We start from the raw sequence: 16195 nt of genomic DNA, 5'->3' as shown, positions 1-16195 counted from the left end.
CAGGAAAAAATATTATTTAAACCTTGGGCATTTGCCCACGAAACCTGCAATTCCGCCGACTTCACCGCTCGGCGCCCACGGACCGAGAGCGGCCGCCGGCGCCCACCGCCGTTCCCGTTATACGGGTACGTCGAGTTCGTCGGCCACCTCGGCGAGGAGCGACCCCTTCACTTCGCGGACCCGGGTCTCCACTTCGGCGACCACCGGCGGGTCGAACGTCTCGTGGAGTTCCGTCAGCCGTTCGTGTTCGGTCGCCACGCGGTCACGAAGATACCGCGCGCCCCGACCGTTCTCGTCGTCGTCCGGTTCGGGTGTTAGCCTGTTTACCGCCAGTCCCCGAACGGTGAGGCCGTGGTCGGCCAACCCGTCGATGGCTCGGCGAGTCTCCCTGATCGACAGTTCGTCCGGGTTGACGACGAGGTAGAACGCCGCCTCGTCGCGGAGGGTGTGTTTCGCGAACTCGAACATCTCCTTGCGCTCCTGTAGGCGGGCGATGATCGGGTCGCCGTCCATCATCCGCCGGGGTTCCTGGTTGCCGATGGCCGCCCGTTCGAACAGTTTGACGCTCTTTTTGCGCTTGTGGAGCAGGCGGTCGATCCACCCCTCCAGGAACTCCGGGAGCGAGAGGAGTCGCAGGGTGCCACCGGTCGGCGAGGTGTCGAAGACGACGCGGTCGTAGGGGTCGGCGTCGCGCATCACGTCGATGAAGCGGTCGAACAGCGCCGCCTCGTAGGCGCCCGGCGTCTGGTGGGCCATCTCGATCTGTCGGTCGATTTCGTTGACCATCGCCGGGCTCACCTGATCGCCCATGGCCCGCTTGGTCTCCATCAGGTGCCGTTCGAGTTCGTCGTCCGGATCGATTTCCATGACCGACAGGTTCTCGATACCTTCGACTGGCCGCGGTTCGTCGTCGAACTCCTGATCGAACACGTCGGCGGTGCTGTGGGCGGGGTCCGTCGACACGACCAGCGTCTTTAGCCCCGACCGCGCGCACTTCTGCCCGTACGCGCTCGACATCGTGGTCTTGCCTACCCCGCCTTTCCCGCCGAAGAAGACGAATCGCTCCATCAGAAGTGGTACTGCTCGCCTTTGCGTTCGAGCAGCGACCCCCGGTTCCACATCCGTCGCTCCCACGCCTCGAACTCGTCTTCGAGATACGGCAGGAGTTCGGCCGTGTAGTACGACACCGGACTCGGGATGCCGAAGGCGTCGGGGAAGCAGGCGAGCATGAAGGTGTCCTCCTGATCTTCGGCTTCGTGTTCGATCTTCTCGTAGGCCGGGTGGCTCACCAGGCCGTGATACAGCCCCCGGAGCCACTCCTCGGCGACCTGCCGGAAGTGGGCGATTCGTTCCGCGAGATCCATAGCGTCACTCCCGGTGGAGCGGAGAAAAACGTATCGTCGGTCGCCCGGTCCGGGCGCACGTCCGCGGGGTTAAGGTGTCGCCGCGCCCACGCCTTCCCATGCCACGGGACGCCATCCCCGTCACCATCCTGAGCGGGAGCCTCGGCGCCGGCAAGACGACGCTGCTCAACCACCTGCTCAGCGAGGCGGGCGACCGCGACGTCGCCGTCCTCGTCAACGACATGGGGGAGATCAACGTCGACGCCGACCTGGTGAGCCAGAACGCGGATCTGGCCGTCGACGGCGTGACCGAACTCTCGAACGGCTGTATCTGCTGTGAACTGCAGGACGACCTCGAAACCGCCGTCGTCCGCCTCGCTTCCGACCGCGACTTCGACCACCTCGTCGTCGAGGCCTCCGGCATCTCCGAACCCCGCCCGGTCGCCCGCCTGTTCACTACCGGCTCTCGGGCCGCCGCCCGCTACGAGGTGGCCTCCATCGTCGCCGTCGTCGACGCCCGCCAGTTCCACGACGCCTTCGGTGAGGCGGGCGCCGCGACGCGCCGCGAGACTCCCGACGACGAGGCCCGTCCGCTCTCGGACCTCCTGGTCGAGGACGTGGAGGCCGCCGACCTCGTCCTGCTGAACAAGGCAGACCTCGTGACCGAGGCGGAACTCGACGCCGTCGAGGAGATGGTGCGGGCGCTCCGCCCCGACGCCGAGGTGCGACGGACGGAACACAGCCGCGTCGACGCGGACACGCTCCTGCGGGCGCGCTACGACCCCGAAACGGTCGACGAAGCGGGGTGGAAGCGTGCGCTCGACGCGGACGAGGACGACGAGGGGCACGCTCACGCCCACGCTCACGACCACGCCCATCCCGAAACCGTCTACGGCGTCACCTCCTTCACCTACCGTCGTCGCCGCCCCTTCCATCCCGAGCGGTTCCGCGCGCTCCTCGTCGACCTCCCGCCCACGGTGGACCGGGCCAAGGGTACCTGCTGGGTCGCCAACGGCGCCGACCTGGCGTACTCCATGCACCAGGCCGGCCCCTCGGTTCGGGTCGAAGCAGCGGGCCCCTGGATCGCCAGCCTGCCCGAGTTCGAACGGGACGCCTACCGGCGCAACCGCTCGGACCTCGACTGGGACGAGGAGTGGGGCGACCGACGGGTCGAACTCGTGTTCATCGGGCGGGAGATGGACGAGGACGGCCTGGTCGCGGCACTCGACGACTGTCTCCTCACCGACGCGGAGCTATCGGCCGCGTGGGAGACGTTCGAGAACGCGTTCCCGACCGAGGGGGGCGAGGAGTGGGTGGTCGTGGAGCCGACGCCCTAACAGGCACACCCGGTCGACCCGGGCGACCGCTCGAACGTCATCGCCTCGCCGCAGGACGGACAGGTCGGCGGATCGTCGCCCGCTACGTCCAGGTCGAGTCTCCGCTCCCCACAGTCGTGACACCAGTACGCCCCCTTCGACTCCCCGCGCCCGTCGCCGCGGTTCGTCGCCGCCGACGAAGCCCGCAGGGTGTCGGTGATCGTGTCGAGTAGTCCCATAGCGAACGGTTCACACGCCGACGGCTAAAGCCTCGCTCGCTCGTCCGCGACTCGCGCACGGTCGTCGTACTGGCGGCCGTCTGTCGGTACGGTGGTGATCCGCCGCACCACCGGAAAACGGGTACGACGGCGGGTCAGGTGTCCTCCTCGCCCTCCAGTTCCCCGACCCGGCGCTCCAAGGCGGCGATCCGGTCCGAGCGCGACGCCCACCTGGCGCCGAGGGCCGCGCCGGCGACGACGCCGGCGACGATGCCGACCGGTCCGAAGACGCCGCCGAGCATCCCGAGGACGCCCGCGAGCGCGACGGTAACGAGGTCACGCCAGTCCATGGTGTCATCAGGCCGTCCGTCGCCGTATAGGTTGGCGTCCCCGCATCGTCACGTCGCCTCTTCGGCCACCCCGTCCAGCAGGCGCTCCAGTTCGCCCCGTCGCTTCCACGCCGCCAACCGGTCGGTGAGCGCCGGGACGGGGAGGCCGAGGCTCACCGCCGACCGCGCGGTCACGCGCGACCCCTCGTTCTCCGCCCGAATCGTGAGCTCCGTCGTCATGGCGTCGAACGGCCCCGCGTCGCCGGCCTGGGTGTAGTGGAGGCCGTCGGATCGCTCCTCGAACCGCAGGGTGAGTTCCAGGCCGCGGGCGCCCGCGGTGACGTGCGTTCCGTCCCCCTCGTCGCTCACGTCCCGCACCGTGAAGCTCCCCTCGCTGGCCACCACCGTCGCGGGCGTCAGGATGCGTTCGACCGTTCGGGGCGGTGCCGGCACGAACCGTGAGACTTCCACCTCGCGCATCGTCCCGACCAACGCGTCACCGCACCAAAAGCGGGAGGGACAGCGCAACGAGCAGCGCCGCACCCACGAGGGCGGCATAAAAGAGCCCCAGGATGCGCTGTTCCGTGGGAATCTCCGCCCGGAGATCCGGTCGTGCCGTGTGGACGAGGCGGTGGTAGGCCACCACCACGGCGCCCGCACAGGCGAGGGCGGGGACACCGATCACCGCCGGCCCCTCCATCCCAATCGCGATGCAGTAGACGGGGCCGAAGGAGAAGACGACGAGGACGGTCATCGCCGTCACGACGAGGAACGGAACGGCGTCGACGGGTGTGCCCTCGCGGTTCCGGAGGCGCATGGGGGGCGTTGGGACCCGATCGCAAAAAACTCGCGTGGCCGGTCGAACCGGCCGGACACCCGACCGTTTAAGTCCTCGCCCCGGACATCTCGACGTATGGCCGAGGGCGACCCCCGGGTGCTGTTCGTGATGAACCTCGTGCTGTCGTCCATCTTCGCCACCGTCGTGATCTGGGGGCTGGATTTCATCGACGTCGTCGCACTCACCCCGTGGAACGTCGCCTCCCTCGCGCTCTTGGTGATGGCGCTGACCTACGTCGTGACCCGGTGAGCCGTATCGCCCGGCGCCGTGGACCGGGTGTAGGGCGCCTGCCGCCGACGATGTCGCCAATTTAAGGTTCTCGACTCGCGGAGTAGGTGTATGACCATCGAAGACCGCGACGACGCGTACCTCATCACGCACGCCCTCGCGAAGGACACCCTCTCGAAGATCCGTGACGCCGACACCGAACAGGTCGCCTTCCGAAAGGGCCTGGTGAAACTCGGCCGTATCTGTGGCTACGAGATCATCGACGGCGCGATGGAGACCGAGTACGTCTCCATCGAGACGCCGATGGCCGAGACGACCGGTGAACGCGTGAAGGGACTCGACGACGTGGTCATCATCAACGTTCTCCGGGCGGCGACGCCGTTCGTCGAGGGCCTCCTCAAGGCCTTCCCCCGCGCCAAGCAGGGAGTCATCAGTGCCGGCCGCGACGAGGAGGCGGGCATGAACGACGACGGCGAGTTCCCCATCACCGTCGACTACGTGAAACTCCCCGAGATCCGCGAACAGGACACCGTCATCGTCGCCGACCCGATGCTCGCCACCGGGTCGACGATGTCGGCCGTCCTCGAGTACGTCCTCGAGGGGCAGGCGACGCCCGAGAACCTCTTCGTCCTCTCGGCGGTCAGCGCCCCGGCCGGTCTGCTCCGCGTTGCCGACGCCGTCCCCGAGGCCGACCTCCTGACCGTCGCCATCGACGACCACCTCGACGAGAACGGCTTCATCGTCCCCGGCCTCGGCGACGCCGGCGACCGCGCCTTTCGGACGACGTAAGCTAACCCCTGCGCTTCACGTCGAAGACCACCCGACAGCGCCGTGATTCACCGCCGAACCATCTCCACCGAAGCGACCCCCCGGAGCGCTCGGTAGCGCTCCGTACCCATACGAATCGTTGTCCCTGTTTCCCGGCCGTCGCCGCCCCGTTCGGTGACGGCCGGCGCCGACTTCCGACGGTCCGTCTCACCCGAGTTCGACCCGACCGCCCGTCGCGGATCGGAGGCGGTCCCGGAGGGCGTCGGCCTCGGCGACGGGGACGCGCACGTCGAACGAGACGCGCTCCTCGTAGGCCGCCTCGAAGTCGACACCCTCGCTCTCCAGAATCCCGCGGACGGTGCCGGAGTCGTCGTAGTCGACGGTGACGGCCACACGCTCGTGGGGTCGTTCCTCCACCACGCCGGCGGCGTCGACGGCGTCACTCACGCCGCGGGCGTAGGCGCGCGCCAACCCTCCGACGCCGAGGTTGACGCCGCCGTAGTAGCGCGTCACCACCGCGACGACGTTCCGCAGGTCGCGCTGGACGAGGACGTTCAGCGCGGGTTTGCCCGCCGACCCCGTGGGTTCGCCGTCGTCGCTCGACCACTCCCGGAGCATATCGCCCCCTTCGGCGGGCACGCGGTAGGCGGGGACGTTGTGGGTCGCGTCGGCGTAGGCCGCCCGCACCTCGTCGACGAACGCCTCCGCCTCCGCGACGGATTCCGCGGGCGCGACGTGGCCGACGAACTCCGATCCCTTCACTTCGAAGTCCGCCTGTGCGCGCGCTTCGACCGTCCGGTACGTCTCGCTCATCAGAACTCGACCCGGCGGACGTACGGCAACTCGCGAATCTCGACCAGCAGGTCACCCGGGAGCGTCGCGTCGGTGATGACGTACAGTTTGGCGTCGTCGACGAACTCGGGGTCCTCGCTGATGACCTGTCGGATCGAGATGTCGCGGTCGGCGATGGCCGTCGTCACGTCGGCGACGATGCCCGATTCCGTCTCGTCGTCCACCCACACCGTCAGCACCGAGAGGTCGAGCACCGGCGCCAGATCCATCAGGCTGGGGATGGCCGTGATGTTCTGGAAGATCCGGCGGAGTTCCGGGTCTTCGAGGATGGCGTCGGTCGTCGAGTCGACCACCCGGCGGTCGACGCCGATTTCGCGAGCGATTCCCGTGTTGGGAATCTCGATCCCGCCGGAGACGACCCGTCCCTCGTCGTTGACGGAGAAGCCCCGTTCGAGGAGGAGCCGGATCACCTCCTGCTGGCTCGGACTCCCCTCGAATTTCTCCATGATCTCGTCGAACATGACGGAGCCTTCTCCGGCTGATCGCTTCGGTCTTGGGGTTCCACGGTCGCCGTCCCATCAGAACCGCACACCACCCCCATCCCTCCCCGTCACCGTGAGACACTCCGTCGTCTTCGCCGATCACGCCTTCGACGACCTCGGCGACGTGACCCTCACGCCCCGCGGTGCCTACGACGCCGCCGAGAGCGTCGTCGAACTGCGGCAGAAGGCGGCCAGGAACGTCCGGCAGACGGTCGTCGGCGGGGGCCGGACTACCTCCTGAACGACGCGGTGCTCGACTAAGCGGGATCCGGAACCCGGTCATGACCGGAGCGTGTCCCGTGACGGTCGGCCAGAACGACCCGATCTGAGCCCTCCAGCCGTCGGACCAGCCCCTCCTCGTCCAGATAGCGGATGGTCGCCAACACGGTCAGCAGTGGGAGCCGGAGCCGGTCGGCGATCCGATCCGGCGTGGCGTCCCCGACGCGTTGCAGGTACAGCACGACGAGCTTCGAGGTGTCGCTGTCGAGCGCTTCGAACGTCTGCATGCCCGCCTCCTCTCCTCCCGCCGACAAATAACTAACGACGTGCGTCGAAAGAAGATACGACAACAGTTGTGTCTTTTGGCGTATGCTTCCTTCGCGCCGGCCGTTTCCGTGTGTGTTCCGCGAGCGACCGGCACCGACGTCCACCGGGCCGATCAGAGTTCGCCTTTCGTACTCGGCGTGTCCGACCGCCGGTCGTCGATCCGAGTGGCGTCGTCGAGGGTGCGTGCGAGCGCTTTGAACAGCGCTTCGACCTCGTGGTGGGCGTTCTCGCCCGCCACCTCGACGTGGAGCGTCAACCCCGCCTGCATCGCCAGTGATCGCGCGAAGTGCCGCGCCATGACGCTCGTGAACTCGCCGACCCGCTCCTCGGAGAACGCGCCGTCGAACCGGAACAGGGGACGGCCGCTCACGTCCACGACCACCGAGGCGACGGCCTCGTCGAGGGGGATACGGCGATCGGCGAATCGCTGGATGCCGCGCTTGTCGCCGAGGGCCTCGGCGAACGCCGCCCCGAGGACGAGGGCGACGTCCTCGACGGTGTGGTGGTCGTCGATCTCCAGGTCGCCGTCGCAGTCGACCGTGAGGTCGAACAGGCCGTGTTTGGCGAACGATTCCAGCATGTGATCGAAGAAGCCGATGCCCGTGTCGACGCGGGCGTCGCCCTGGCCGTCCACGTCGAGCGTCAGGTCGATGGTCGTCTCCGCGGTTTCGCGGCGTCGGGCGGCGGTTCGGTCCATATCCGATCCTCTCGGGGCGCGCGTAAGTCGGTTGCGCCCGCGGCTACGCCTCCATCGCCGCTTCGAGGGTGAACGCCCCCTCGTACAGCGCCGTGCCGACGACGACGGCCGCGGCGCCCGCCGCCCGACACGCCCGCACGTCGTCGAGGGTTGCGACGCCGCCGCTGGCGATCACCGGCAACTCGACTGCCTCGGCCAGGCGTTCGATCCGCTCGGTGCGTACCCCCTCCAGTTTCCCCTCCACGTCGACGTCCGTATAGAGGATGGCGCCCGCGCCAAGATCCGCGTATCGCTTCGCGGCCTCGACGGGGTCTAGTCCCGTCCCCTCGGTCCATCCCGAGACGACCACCTCGTCGCCTTTGGCGTCGAGGCTCACCACCACGCTCTCCGGGTGGGTCTCGCTGATCTCCGCGACGATGTTCGGCCGCTCGACGGCGGCCGTCCCGAGGATCACCCGATCGACGCCCCGATCCAGCAGGTCGGTCGCGTCCGCGACGGTGCGGATGCCGCCGCCCAACTGAATCGGCACGTCCACCGCGTCGACGATGCGCTCGACCGCCGCCGCGTTCGCCCGTTCCCCCTCGAACGCGCCGTCGAGGTCGACGAGGTGGAGCGTCCGCGCGCCCGCCTCGACCCACCGGCGCGCCGCCTCGACGGGGTCGCCGTAGCGCTTCTCGGTGCCGCGCTCGCCCTGTACCAGTTGCACCACCTCGCCGTCCTGCATGTCGACGGCCGGAATCACCTCGAAGTCGGAGAACTGCGCCATGTCGGGAGTGGACGGGGCGGCGGGGTAAAGTCGGCCCGGTCGGCGACACGACACCGTGGGTTGACTGCCGGCGAGCGGAACGGATTTGTGCCCCGCGCGACGACCACCTCCCGAATGCAACTGTTCGGTTCGAGCGGCACGCGCGGAGTGGTCGGCGAGGAGTTCACCCCCGAACTCGTCCGCCGGGTCGCGGCCGCCGCGGCCGCCGTCTGGGACGCCGACCGGGTGGCCGTCGCCCGCGACACCCGTCTCTCGGGCGGGCCGCTCGCGGACGTCGCCGCCGGCACCCTCGCTGCCGCCGGTGCCGACGTGGACCGCCTGGGCGTGGTGCCGACGCCGGGCGTCGCCTACCACTGCGCGACCGACTCCGTCCCCGCCGTCCACCTCACCGCCTCCCACAACCCGCCCGCGTACAACGGCATCAAACTCCTCGGCGCCGACGGCACCGAACTTTCCGTCGACGCTTACGAACGCGTCGAGGACCGCGTCGACGCCGCCGACGCCCTCGCCGCGTGGGACGGCGTGGGGGAGTCACGGCGCGTCGACGGCGTGAACGCCGACTACCGGGCGGACCTGTTCTCGGGGGTCGACCGCGAACTCGTCGCGGGTGCCGACCTCACCGTCGCCGTCGATCCCGGTCACGGCGCCGGCTCGCTCGTCTCGCCCGAGTTCTTCCGCGAACTCGGCTGTGACGTCCGCACCGTCAACGCCGATCCAGACGGGCACTTTCCGGGGCGCGACCCCGAACCCGTCGCCGAGAACCTGAACGACCTCCGACGACTCGTTCGGACCGCCGACGCGGACGTCGGCGTCGCCCACGACGGCGACGCCGACCGGGCCATCTTCGTCGACGAGACGGGACGATTCGTCGACGGCGACACCTCATTCGCGGCGCTCGCGGCGGCCGAACTGTCGGCGGACGACGTCGTCGTCACCGCCGTCAACGTCTCCCAGCGACTCGTCGACGTCGTCGCCGACGCCGACGCCGAACTCGACTTGACGCCCATCGGCTCGACACACATCGTCACGCGGGTGCGCGAGCGCCGCCGGGCCGGCGACCGGGTCCCCATCGCCGGCGAGGGCAACGGCGGCGTCTTCTTCCCCGAGTATCGCCTCACCCGCGACGGCGCCTACGTCGCCGCGAAGTTCCTCGAACTGCTCGCCGGCGCGGACGCCACGGTCAGCGAGGTCGTCGCTCCCTACACCGACTACCACTTCGTACGCGAGAACCTCACCTACGACGACGCGGCCGAACGCACGCGACTGCTCGACGCCGCCGAAGCCTACGCCCGCGAGGCCGACGCCGCCCTCGACACGACCGACGGCTATCGCCTCGACTACGGGGACGCGTGGGTGCTGGTCCGGCCGAGCGGCACCGAACCGAAGATCCGTATCTACGCCGAGGCCGGCGACGCGGAGCGGGCGTCGACGCTCGCGCTCGACTTGCGCCGTCACCTCGACGCCGTGCGCTAGGCGTTCGCCGTCGCCGACAGCGCCGTCTCGATCCGTTCGCGCTCGTCGCGGGCGGCCGTCAGGTCCGCCTCCACGGCGCCCCGTTCGAGCCGTTCCCGTTCCGTCTCGTCCAGTTCGTCTCGCGCGAGCGCCGTCTCCCGGAGGCGACCGTAGGCGACCCGCTCGGGCAGGTCGCGGAGGTGCCGGGCCGCCGCGACGGGCGCCTCGTCCGCGAAGCGTGCGACGACCGAGACGAGTTCGGACGCGCGGTACCGGAGTGTCTCCGCGTCCGGCGGCGGCCACGACACAACGAGGGGGTCGGCGTCGAGGCGCTCGAGGTAGGTCCGGTGAGTTCCCACCCGCGTCCGCAGGGCCGCGGGGGCGTCGACGTAGTGGGAGAGCTTCGAGTTCGAGTAGTCGGCGTACTCCAGGAGCGTCGGAATCGACTCCTCGCCGGCGGGCTGGTTTTCGACGTACTCCCGGAGGTCCGGGGGTGCCTCCGGGAACGCGGCGAGTGGGTACGCCTGACTCGCCTCGACGACGCGGAACACCTCACGAGCGCTTGCCTCCCGCCGGAAGTCGGCCCAGGCTGCCCGGATCGCCTCGTTGTAGTCGGTGATCGGGTCGCGCAGCCGCTCGACCGGGGCGTCGAGGTCCGCCTCGCCGAGTCGCCGGAGTCGCTCCAGCGAGTCGATCCGTTCCTCCAGGGTACGGAGGCGCCGCCGGGCGTCACGCCGGGCCGCCTCGAACTCCTCGCTGGCGGCCGCTCGCTCCTCGAGCAGGGCGACCAGATCGGCCGCCGGTTCCAGTTTCTCGCGCGCCCGCTCGAAGTCGTCTTCGTCGAGGCGTCGCTGGTCGAGCAGGTCGTTCGCGTCCTCGAAGGCCTCCCGTGCCGGCAGGTCCTCGTCGAGGCCCTCCGTGAGTTCGACGAACGCCTCCTGGAACTCGACGAACGCGGCGAAGTCGCCGGTCCCGGTCGCCCGCCCCTCGTAGCGGTCGAGCAGGTCGGTCGCCTCGCGGTAGGCGTCCCGGACCGTCTCCAGGCGCGCCTCGCCCCGGTCCGCGACGGCCGCGCGGGCGTCGCGCAGGGTCTCGTGGGCCGTCCGAAGTGCCGCGGCAACGTCCGTCTCCGCCGCCCCGGCGTCACTCCCGCTCATTCGTCGTCGTACACGTCGTCCGGGTCGAACACCCGTTCGCCGACCGTCTCGCCCTCCACGGTCCGGTAGAAACAGGAGCGGTGGCCGGTGTGGCAGGCGCCGCCCTCCTGTTCCACCAGATAGAGCAAGGTGTCGGCGTCACAGTCCACTCGGATCTCCTCGACCCGCTGGACGTGCCCGCTCGTGGCGCCTTTCTCCCAGAGTTCGTCGCGACTCCGGGAGTAGTAGTGTGCCCGCCCCGTCTCGCGGGTGCGCTCGAGCGCGGCCGGCGAGACGTACGCCAGCATCAACACCTCGCCGGAGTCGGCGTCCTGTGCGACGGCCGGGACGAGGCCGTCGGCCCCGAAATCCACGTCGACGGTCATGCTCGACTCTCCGTCCCTCCCCCCGATAGGTCTTGTGTCGCTACACCGCGCCGATGGCCCGCAGCAGGCCGAAGAGGAGGTCACCGTAGGTCAGGGCGATACAGAGCCCGAGGAAGAGGGGGACGACGAACGGAATCCCGGGAGAGATCCACACCGAGTCCCGAGTCGTCACCACCGCCAGTCCCTCCCGGAGCGTCTCGGGCGCCGTCCCGTAGGCGCTCCCCTCGATTTCGTCGAGGAACCGTTCGGCGGCCCACGGATCGTCGAACTCGACGTCGGTGTCGGCGTCGGCGTCGGCGTCGGTGGCCACCGCGGCTTCGCCCGGCGCCGCCTCCCCTTCGACCGCCGACCCGTCGACCGCCCCGTCGGTCGGCTCGTTGGTCTCGCCCACGCTCGCCGGGTCGCGGTGCGCTGCCGGGGCCGCCCGGAGCGCCGCGAGACTCGTTCCCCGCCAGCGCAGGTACATCCGCAGGGCGTCGATGTCGAGGCCGTCCCGCGTGAAGCCATCCGTCGTCTCGAACAGGCGTCCGTGTTCGGCGGGCAGCGCGGACACGTCGGTTCGCCGCCCGAGGAACATGACGGGGGACTGATCGCCGCGGAGGCCGTTGCGGACGCCGAGGTAGACGGGGTACGCGAGCCCCACGAGGACGGCGTTCGTCAGGATGGTCATCGAGAAGACGCCGACGTTCGTGACCACCGCCGGGTAGGCGCCGGTCGAGAGGTAAAACACCGGGTAGGTGGGAAAGAGGACGGCGAGGGTCATCAGCGCCTTCGCGTCGGCGCCACCGAAGCCGCCGACCCACCAGAGCCCGTAGGCGAGGGGGACGAGGACGAGAACGCTGATTCCCACGCGGACGAAAAAGAGGCGGTCGTCGACGCCGGCGACCGGCAGGTGAGAGAGTCCGTCCCACACGAGCGTCAGCAGGCCAACGGCAAAGAGCGGATACCAGAGCCGATTCGGGAGTCGGCGGGTGCGTACGTCGCGCCACGCCGCCCATCCGAGGGCCGGTACCGCGATCAGCCGCAACAGATCCGTCGTCGCCGCGAGCATTGTCGAGTACCGAGGCGGGGAGGAATTAGGGTTTCCGGCTCGACGGCGCCCGGGCGCGAGGTGGCCGGAGCATCGACCCTTCGACAGGCCCCGATACACCGCGGCGTAGCCTCACCCGAGTGCGGCCTCGATCAGCCGCTCGTGTGCTCGATAGTCATTGCTCCCCTTCGAGTGTGGTTGGCCGGGTGTGTCCCGGCGTACCGGCCGCTCGTGGAACGGGAGCGACGACTCGTACTGCCCCGGAAAAATTGCGGGTTCGAACGGAACGATCCGAGCGCCCGGAACCGCGCCGGACGGACCGGCCTAGATGACGCGGTTCTGGAGGTAGTCGAGGTGCTTCGCGTTGTAGACGAGCTTCACCTCGTCGGCCGTCGGGCTACCGATGCAGGTCAGCCGGACGTCCTTCTCCTCGACTTCCTCGTCGGAGAGGATCTGCTGCATGTCCATGTCCAGATCGCCCTCCATGACGATGGCCGCGCAGTTCGCACAGGCGCCGGCACGGCACGAGAAGGGCCAGTCGTAGCCCTGGGCCTCGGCCGCTTCGAGGACGTATTCGCCCTCGTTGACTTCGAGCGAGCCGTAGTCGACGTCGTCCAGACCGGCGTCGGCGGCCTTCTCGAAGAGGTCATCGTCGTCCATTTCCCAGCCGTGATCGTCCAGTACTTCGTAATTGAGGTATTCTACCGTGGGCATCAATCGAGTAGTTTCGCGGCCACCCCATTAGACTTTGCTGTTCGGCGAAGCCTTGTCGGCGTCAGCGCCGACGAACGTGTTCGTTTTCGCCGCCGCCACCGTCGTTCCCCGGACCGACGACGGGCGACGCACCTGAACGCACGGGACCGGGTCGGCAGCTCCGACGGGTCGTGACTACCGGTTCAGCGTGTGTATCGCCTGCCCGAGGGCGTTCTCGACGGCCTCCATCACCGCCTCCGAGAGCGTCGGATGGGTGTGTATCGTCGACGCCACGTCCTCCAGTCGAGCGCCCATCTCGACGGCGAGGGTGGGTTCGGCGATCAGCTCCGAGGCGTCGGGACCGACGATCTGTGCGCCCAGCAGGAACCCGTCCGCGCTCGCGACCACACGGACGAATCCGTCGGTCTCGCCCGTCGTCAGCGCCCGTCCGCTGGCGTTGAACGGCATCTCGCCGGTCACCGGGTCGTAGCCCTCCGCCGCCGCCTCGTCGGCGGTCAGTCCGACCGTCGCGATCTCCGGTTCGGTGAACACCGCCGCGGGGATCGCCTGTGCGTCGAACGCGACCGGTTCGCCGGCGATGGCCTCCGCGGCGACGATCCCCTCCGCCGAGGCCGTGTGTGCGAGCATCGGTTCGCCCGCCACGTCGCCGACGGCGTAGATGCCGTCCACGTCGGTCTCGCAGCGTTCGTCGGTCTCGAAGAAGCCGTCCTCGTTCGGTTCGAGTCCGGCCTCCGCGGCGTCGAGCGAGTCCGTCACCGGTTCGCGACCGACCGCGACGAGCACCCGCTCGGCGCCGTACGTGGACTCTTCGCCGTCGGCGGTTTCGGTCGTGACGACGACGCCGCCGTCGGCGCCGTGGTGCCACCCGCTCGCCCCCTCGCCGAAGTTGAACTCGACCCCGAGCGATTCGGCGCGCTTGCGCACGACCCGCGACACGTCGTCCTCGTACCCCGGGAGCACGTCGTCCAGCATCTCCACGACGGTCACGTCGCACCCGAGTTTGGCGAACACCGTCGACAGCTCCATACCGATGTAGCCAGCGCCGACGACGACGAGTCGGTCCGGCACCGTCTCCAGGGAGAGCAGGGCGGCCGAATCCAGGACGGGGTCGTCGGCGAAGGAAAAGCCCGGCAGTTGGATCGGCCGGCTCCCGGTCGAGACGATGCAGTGCTCGAACGCGACGGTTTCGGCGCCCTGGCCCTCGCCCCCGTGTTCGACGCGGACCGTCTCCTCGTCGACGAACTTGGCCGTGCCCCCGATCAGGTTCACGCCGTTTGCCTTACAGAGCTTCTCGACGCCACCCGTGAGGCGGTCGACGACGCCGTCTTTCCACTCCCGCATCCCGGCGAGGTCCACGGCGGGGTCGGCGTGGATCCCCATCTCCTCGGCCGTCGCCGCGTCGTGGGCGATGTCGGTCGCGGTGATGTACGCCTTCGAGGGAATACAGCCGCGGTTGAGGCAGACGCCGCCGTAGGCGTCGCGTTCCACCAGCGTGACGTCGAGGTCACGCTGGGCGGCGCGGATGGCGGCGACGTAGCCGCCCGGTCCCGCGCCGATGACCAGTACTTCGGTTCCGGTAGTCACGTCTCCGACGACCATCGTTGCTAGGACTCGGGACGCCCCCGAATATAAAAACCGGCGGGGATCGACGGCCGCTTATGCCCCGTCTGCAGGGCCGCTGTTGGCGGCTGTCGTCGTTCGAAGCTGGCCGCTACCGGGGCGACGACTACCGTTATCGGCGTACGGCCGGCAGTCTTACTCGTAGACAGGGAACTCGGCACAGAGGCGGTCGACTTCGGCCTGTACCTCGCTCGCCACGTCGGGGTCGTCCGGGGCGTTCAGTCGCTCGACGATCAGTTCGCCCACCGTCTCCATGGCGTCGGGGTCGAAGCCGCGGGTGGTGAGCGCCGGCGTCCCGACGCGGACCCCGCTGGTGACGAAGGGTGACCGGGTCTCGCCCGGCACCGTGTTCTTGTTCACCGTGATGCCCACGTCGTCGAGGGCGTCCTCGGCGTCCTCGCCCGTGAGGTCCGGGTGGGAGTCCCGCAGGTCCAACAGGAGGAGGTGCTTGTCGGTGCCGCCGGAGACGGGCGTGATGCCCGCGTCCTGGAACACGTCAGCCAGCGTCTTCGCGTTCTCGACGACCCGTTCGGCGTACTCGGCGAACTCGGGTTCGAGCGCCTCGCCGAAGCCGACGGCCTTGCCCGCGATGTTGTGCATCAGGGGACCGCCCTGTCCGCCGGGGAAGATGGCCTTGTCCACCGCCTCGGCGTGTTCGTCGGTCGTCATGATCATCCCGCCGCGACCGGCGCGGATGGTCTTGTGCGTACTGCCGGTGACGAAGTCGGCGTCGCCGACGGGGTTGACGTGGACGCCCGCCGCCACGAGTCCGGTGACGTGGGCGATGTCCGCGAGGTGGTAGGCGCCGACGTCGTCGGCGATGGTCGAGAGGCGTTCGAAGTCGAACTCGCGGGGGTAGGCGGAGGAGCCGCTGACGATCATGTCGGGGTCGAACTCGGCGGCCTGGTCGGCCACCTCGTCGTAGTCGATGTAGCCCGTCTCGGGGTCGACACCGTACTGTTCGACGTCGTAGAGCTGTCCGGAGAAGTTGACGTGGTGGCCGTGGCTCAGGTGTCCCCCGTGGTTCAGGTCGAGCGAGAGGATGCGGTCGCCCGGCTCCAGCACGGCGAAGTAGACGCCCATGTTCGCCTGCGTCCCGCTGTGCGGCTGGACGTTGACGTGCTCGGCGCCGTAGAGCTGTTTCGCCCGCTCGATGGCCAGGTTCTCGACGGTGTCCATGTGCTCACAGCCGCCGTAGTACCGTTCCCCGGGGTAGCCCTCCGCGTACTTGTTCGTCATGACACTCCCCTGGGCCTCCATGACTGCCTCGGAGACGTGATTCTCCGAGGCGATCATCTCGAGGTTGTTCTCCTGCCTGCGCTCCTCGCCGGCGATGGCTTCGGCGACCGCAGGATCGGTGTCTCGCAGGTGTGAATGGCTCGATGTCACGATTCGAATCAGGACCAACACCCAGTTAAGTAGCGGGGTCAGGACCAAAACCTGCTTACATCACGCGGGACCGTCGGACCCCGAT

At 69.1% G+C, this 16195-nt stretch carries 22 protein-coding genes; 5 read left to right on the top strand and 17 right to left on the bottom strand.

All coding sequences use genetic code 11. From position 1 onward, the window contains the following. Positions 1-117: 117 nt before the first annotated feature. Both V8686_RS03110 and V8686_RS03105 read right to left on the bottom strand, forming a co-directional pair. Entirely contained in the window at positions 118-1068 is a 951-nt protein-coding gene (locus V8686_RS03110) for an ArsA family ATPase (RefSeq protein WP_379702495.1), read from the bottom strand. After that, positions 1068-1364 (bottom strand): hypothetical protein, encoded by a 297-nt coding sequence (locus V8686_RS03105; protein WP_379702494.1) that lies wholly within the window; start codon positions 1362-1364, stop codon positions 1068-1070. Before V8686_RS03105 ends, V8686_RS03110 begins: the two co-directional genes overlap by 1 nt. 98 nt (positions 1365-1462) lie before the next feature. On the opposite strand from V8686_RS03105, the gene V8686_RS03100 reads away from it, so the two are divergent. Continuing rightward, the gene (locus tag V8686_RS03100) at positions 1463-2680 is read left to right on the top strand and encodes a CobW family GTP-binding protein (protein WP_379702493.1); all 1218 of its coding nucleotides are present in this window, start codon (positions 1463-1465) and stop codon (positions 2678-2680) included. On the opposite strand, the gene V8686_RS03095 is transcribed toward V8686_RS03100, so the two are convergent. The 4 genes from V8686_RS03095 to V8686_RS03080 all read right to left on the bottom strand — a co-directional run bounded on the left by V8686_RS03095 (position 2677) and on the right by V8686_RS03080 (position 4023). Then, on the bottom strand, positions 2677-2898 hold the full coding sequence (locus V8686_RS03095; RefSeq protein WP_379702492.1) for a hypothetical protein: 222 nt from the start codon (positions 2896-2898) through the stop codon (positions 2677-2679). The two genes, V8686_RS03100 and V8686_RS03095, sit on opposite strands and share 4 nt — an antisense overlap. Before the next feature lie 134 nt (positions 2899-3032). Then, on the bottom strand, positions 3033-3227 hold the full coding sequence (locus V8686_RS03090; protein ID WP_379702491.1) for a hypothetical protein: 195 nt from the start codon (positions 3225-3227) through the stop codon (positions 3033-3035). A gap of 48 nt (positions 3228-3275) precedes the next feature. Further along, entirely contained in the window at positions 3276-3686 is a 411-nt protein-coding gene (locus tag V8686_RS03085) for an SRPBCC family protein (RefSeq protein WP_379702490.1), read from the bottom strand. A gap of 16 nt (positions 3687-3702) precedes the next feature. Further along, on the bottom strand, positions 3703-4023 hold the full coding sequence (locus V8686_RS03080; protein WP_379702489.1) for a hypothetical protein: 321 nt from the start codon (positions 4021-4023) through the stop codon (positions 3703-3705). Between the two features lie 96 nt (positions 4024-4119). Between V8686_RS03080 and V8686_RS03075 the strand changes: the two genes are divergently transcribed. Together V8686_RS03075 and upp are read left to right on the top strand one after the other, a co-directional pair. Further along, entirely contained in the window at positions 4120-4293 is a 174-nt protein-coding gene (locus V8686_RS03075; RefSeq protein ID WP_379702488.1) for a hypothetical protein, read from the top strand. Positions 4294-4383: 90 nt separating this feature from the next. Then, positions 4384-5061, top strand: coding sequence for a uracil phosphoribosyltransferase (gene upp, locus V8686_RS03070; RefSeq protein WP_379702487.1), 678 nt, complete (start codon positions 4384-4386; stop codon positions 5059-5061). 186 nt (positions 5062-5247) lie between these two features. On the opposite strand, the gene V8686_RS03065 is transcribed toward upp, so the two are convergent. Both V8686_RS03065 and V8686_RS03060 read right to left on the bottom strand, forming a co-directional pair. Then, a complete protein-coding gene (locus V8686_RS03065; protein WP_379702486.1) occupies positions 5248-5853 on the bottom strand; it encodes an IMPACT family protein in 606 nt (201 codons plus the stop codon). Next, entirely contained in the window at positions 5853-6353 is a 501-nt protein-coding gene (locus tag V8686_RS03060) for an amino acid-binding protein (protein ID WP_379702485.1), read from the bottom strand. Before V8686_RS03060 ends, V8686_RS03065 begins: the two co-directional genes overlap by 1 nt. A gap of 94 nt (positions 6354-6447) precedes the next feature. Between V8686_RS03060 and V8686_RS03055 the strand changes: the two genes are divergently transcribed. Further along, a complete protein-coding gene (locus V8686_RS03055) occupies positions 6448-6615 on the top strand; it encodes a hypothetical protein (protein WP_379702484.1) in 168 nt (55 codons plus the stop codon). 16 nt (positions 6616-6631) lie between these two features. Here V8686_RS03055 and V8686_RS03050 read toward each other — a convergent pair whose 3' ends face one another. The 3 genes from V8686_RS03050 to hisA all read right to left on the bottom strand — a co-directional run bounded on the left by V8686_RS03050 (position 6632) and on the right by hisA (position 8383). Continuing rightward, positions 6632-6880 carry a hypothetical protein gene (locus V8686_RS03050; RefSeq protein WP_379702483.1) on the bottom strand — a complete coding sequence of 83 codons (249 nt, stop codon included), beginning with the start codon at positions 6878-6880 and terminating at the stop codon, positions 6632-6634. A gap of 152 nt (positions 6881-7032) precedes the next feature. After that, entirely contained in the window at positions 7033-7617 is a 585-nt protein-coding gene (gene hisB / locus V8686_RS03045; RefSeq protein WP_379702482.1) for an imidazoleglycerol-phosphate dehydratase HisB, read from the bottom strand. A gap of 43 nt (positions 7618-7660) precedes the next feature. Continuing rightward, positions 7661-8383: a 1-(5-phosphoribosyl)-5-[(5-phosphoribosylamino)methylideneamino]imidazole-4-carboxamide isomerase gene (hisA, locus tag V8686_RS03040; protein WP_379702481.1), complete on the bottom strand. Its 723-nt coding sequence runs from the start codon at positions 8381-8383 to the stop codon at positions 7661-7663. A gap of 114 nt (positions 8384-8497) precedes the next feature. Between hisA and glmM the strand changes: the two genes are divergently transcribed. Continuing rightward, positions 8498-9856, top strand: a complete 1359-nt coding sequence (glmM, locus tag V8686_RS03035) for a phosphoglucosamine mutase (protein WP_379702480.1) — start codon at positions 8498-8500, stop codon at positions 9854-9856. Here the strand turns inward: glmM and V8686_RS03030 are convergent. The 6 genes from V8686_RS03030 to V8686_RS03005 form a co-directional block, all read right to left on the bottom strand. Then, positions 9853-10992, bottom strand: a complete 1140-nt coding sequence (locus V8686_RS03030; protein ID WP_379702479.1) for a DUF7118 family protein — start codon at positions 10990-10992, stop codon at positions 9853-9855. The two genes, glmM and V8686_RS03030, sit on opposite strands and share 4 nt — an antisense overlap. Further along, on the bottom strand, positions 10989-11357 hold the full coding sequence (gene hisI, locus V8686_RS03025) for a phosphoribosyl-AMP cyclohydrolase (RefSeq protein WP_379702478.1): 369 nt from the start codon (positions 11355-11357) through the stop codon (positions 10989-10991). Before hisI ends, V8686_RS03030 begins: the two co-directional genes overlap by 4 nt. A gap of 40 nt (positions 11358-11397) precedes the next feature. Continuing rightward, on the bottom strand, positions 11398-12408 hold the full coding sequence (locus tag V8686_RS03020) for an A24 family peptidase (protein ID WP_379702477.1): 1011 nt from the start codon (positions 12406-12408) through the stop codon (positions 11398-11400). 303 nt (positions 12409-12711) lie between these two features. After that, entirely contained in the window at positions 12712-13101 is a 390-nt protein-coding gene (gene fer / locus V8686_RS03015) for a ferredoxin Fer (protein ID WP_049938115.1), read from the bottom strand. 174 nt (positions 13102-13275) lie between these two features. Continuing rightward, on the bottom strand, positions 13276-14700 hold the full coding sequence (gene lpdA / locus V8686_RS03010) for a dihydrolipoyl dehydrogenase (protein ID WP_379702476.1): 1425 nt from the start codon (positions 14698-14700) through the stop codon (positions 13276-13278). Between the two features lie 156 nt (positions 14701-14856). Continuing rightward, positions 14857-16110, bottom strand: a complete 1254-nt coding sequence (locus V8686_RS03005; RefSeq protein WP_379702475.1) for a serine hydroxymethyltransferase — start codon at positions 16108-16110, stop codon at positions 14857-14859. Positions 16111-16195 lie beyond the last annotated feature (85 nt).

Source organism: Haloplanus litoreus (assembly GCF_045690335.1).
Lineage (GTDB): Archaea > Halobacteriota > Halobacteria > Halobacteriales > Haloferacaceae > Haloplanus > Haloplanus litoreus.
The sequence above is the reverse complement of the archived record's forward strand: the minus strand, read 5'-3'. Positions and strand labels throughout refer to the sequence as shown.

Excerpts from the sequence above, each read along its gene's own strand:
- V8686_RS03110 (WP_379702495.1), bottom strand. The coding sequence starts at position 1,068 with ATGGAGCGATTCGTCTTCTTCGGCGGGAAAGGCGGGGTAGGCAAGACC.
- V8686_RS03105 (WP_379702494.1), bottom strand. The coding sequence starts at position 1,364 with ATGGATCTCGCGGAACGAATCGCCCACTTCCGGCAGGTCGCCGAGGAG.
- V8686_RS03100 (WP_379702493.1), top strand. The coding sequence starts at position 1,463 with ATGCCACGGGACGCCATCCCCGTCACCATCCTGAGCGGGAGCCTCGGC.
- V8686_RS03095 (WP_379702492.1), bottom strand. The coding sequence starts at position 2,898 with ATGGGACTACTCGACACGATCACCGACACCCTGCGGGCTTCGTCGGCG.
- V8686_RS03090 (WP_379702491.1), bottom strand. The coding sequence starts at position 3,227 with ATGGACTGGCGTGACCTCGTTACCGTCGCGCTCGCGGGCGTCCTCGGG.
- V8686_RS03085 (WP_379702490.1), bottom strand. The coding sequence starts at position 3,686 with ATGCGCGAGGTGGAAGTCTCACGGTTCGTGCCGGCACCGCCCCGAACG.
- V8686_RS03080 (WP_379702489.1), bottom strand. The coding sequence starts at position 4,023 with ATGCGCCTCCGGAACCGCGAGGGCACACCCGTCGACGCCGTTCCGTTC.
- V8686_RS03075 (WP_379702488.1), top strand. The coding sequence starts at position 4,120 with ATGGCCGAGGGCGACCCCCGGGTGCTGTTCGTGATGAACCTCGTGCTG.
- upp (WP_379702487.1), top strand. The coding sequence starts at position 4,384 with ATGACCATCGAAGACCGCGACGACGCGTACCTCATCACGCACGCCCTC.
- V8686_RS03065 (WP_379702486.1), bottom strand. The coding sequence starts at position 5,853 with ATGAGCGAGACGTACCGGACGGTCGAAGCGCGCGCACAGGCGGACTTC.
- V8686_RS03060 (WP_379702485.1), bottom strand. The coding sequence starts at position 6,353 with ATGTTCGACGAGATCATGGAGAAATTCGAGGGGAGTCCGAGCCAGCAG.
- V8686_RS03050 (WP_379702483.1), bottom strand. The coding sequence starts at position 6,880 with ATGCAGACGTTCGAAGCGCTCGACAGCGACACCTCGAAGCTCGTCGTG.
- hisB (WP_379702482.1), bottom strand. The coding sequence starts at position 7,617 with ATGGACCGAACCGCCGCCCGACGCCGCGAAACCGCGGAGACGACCATC.
- hisA (WP_379702481.1), bottom strand. The coding sequence starts at position 8,383 with ATGGCGCAGTTCTCCGACTTCGAGGTGATTCCGGCCGTCGACATGCAG.
- glmM (WP_379702480.1), top strand. The coding sequence starts at position 8,498 with ATGCAACTGTTCGGTTCGAGCGGCACGCGCGGAGTGGTCGGCGAGGAG.
- V8686_RS03030 (WP_379702479.1), bottom strand. The coding sequence starts at position 10,992 with ATGAGCGGGAGTGACGCCGGGGCGGCGGAGACGGACGTTGCCGCGGCA.
- hisI (WP_379702478.1), bottom strand. The coding sequence starts at position 11,357 with ATGACCGTCGACGTGGATTTCGGGGCCGACGGCCTCGTCCCGGCCGTC.
- V8686_RS03020 (WP_379702477.1), bottom strand. The coding sequence starts at position 12,408 with ATGCTCGCGGCGACGACGGATCTGTTGCGGCTGATCGCGGTACCGGCC.
- fer (WP_049938115.1), bottom strand. The coding sequence starts at position 13,101 with ATGCCCACGGTAGAATACCTCAATTACGAAGTACTGGACGATCACGGC.
- lpdA (WP_379702476.1), bottom strand. The coding sequence starts at position 14,700 with ATGGTCGTCGGAGACGTGACTACCGGAACCGAAGTACTGGTCATCGGC.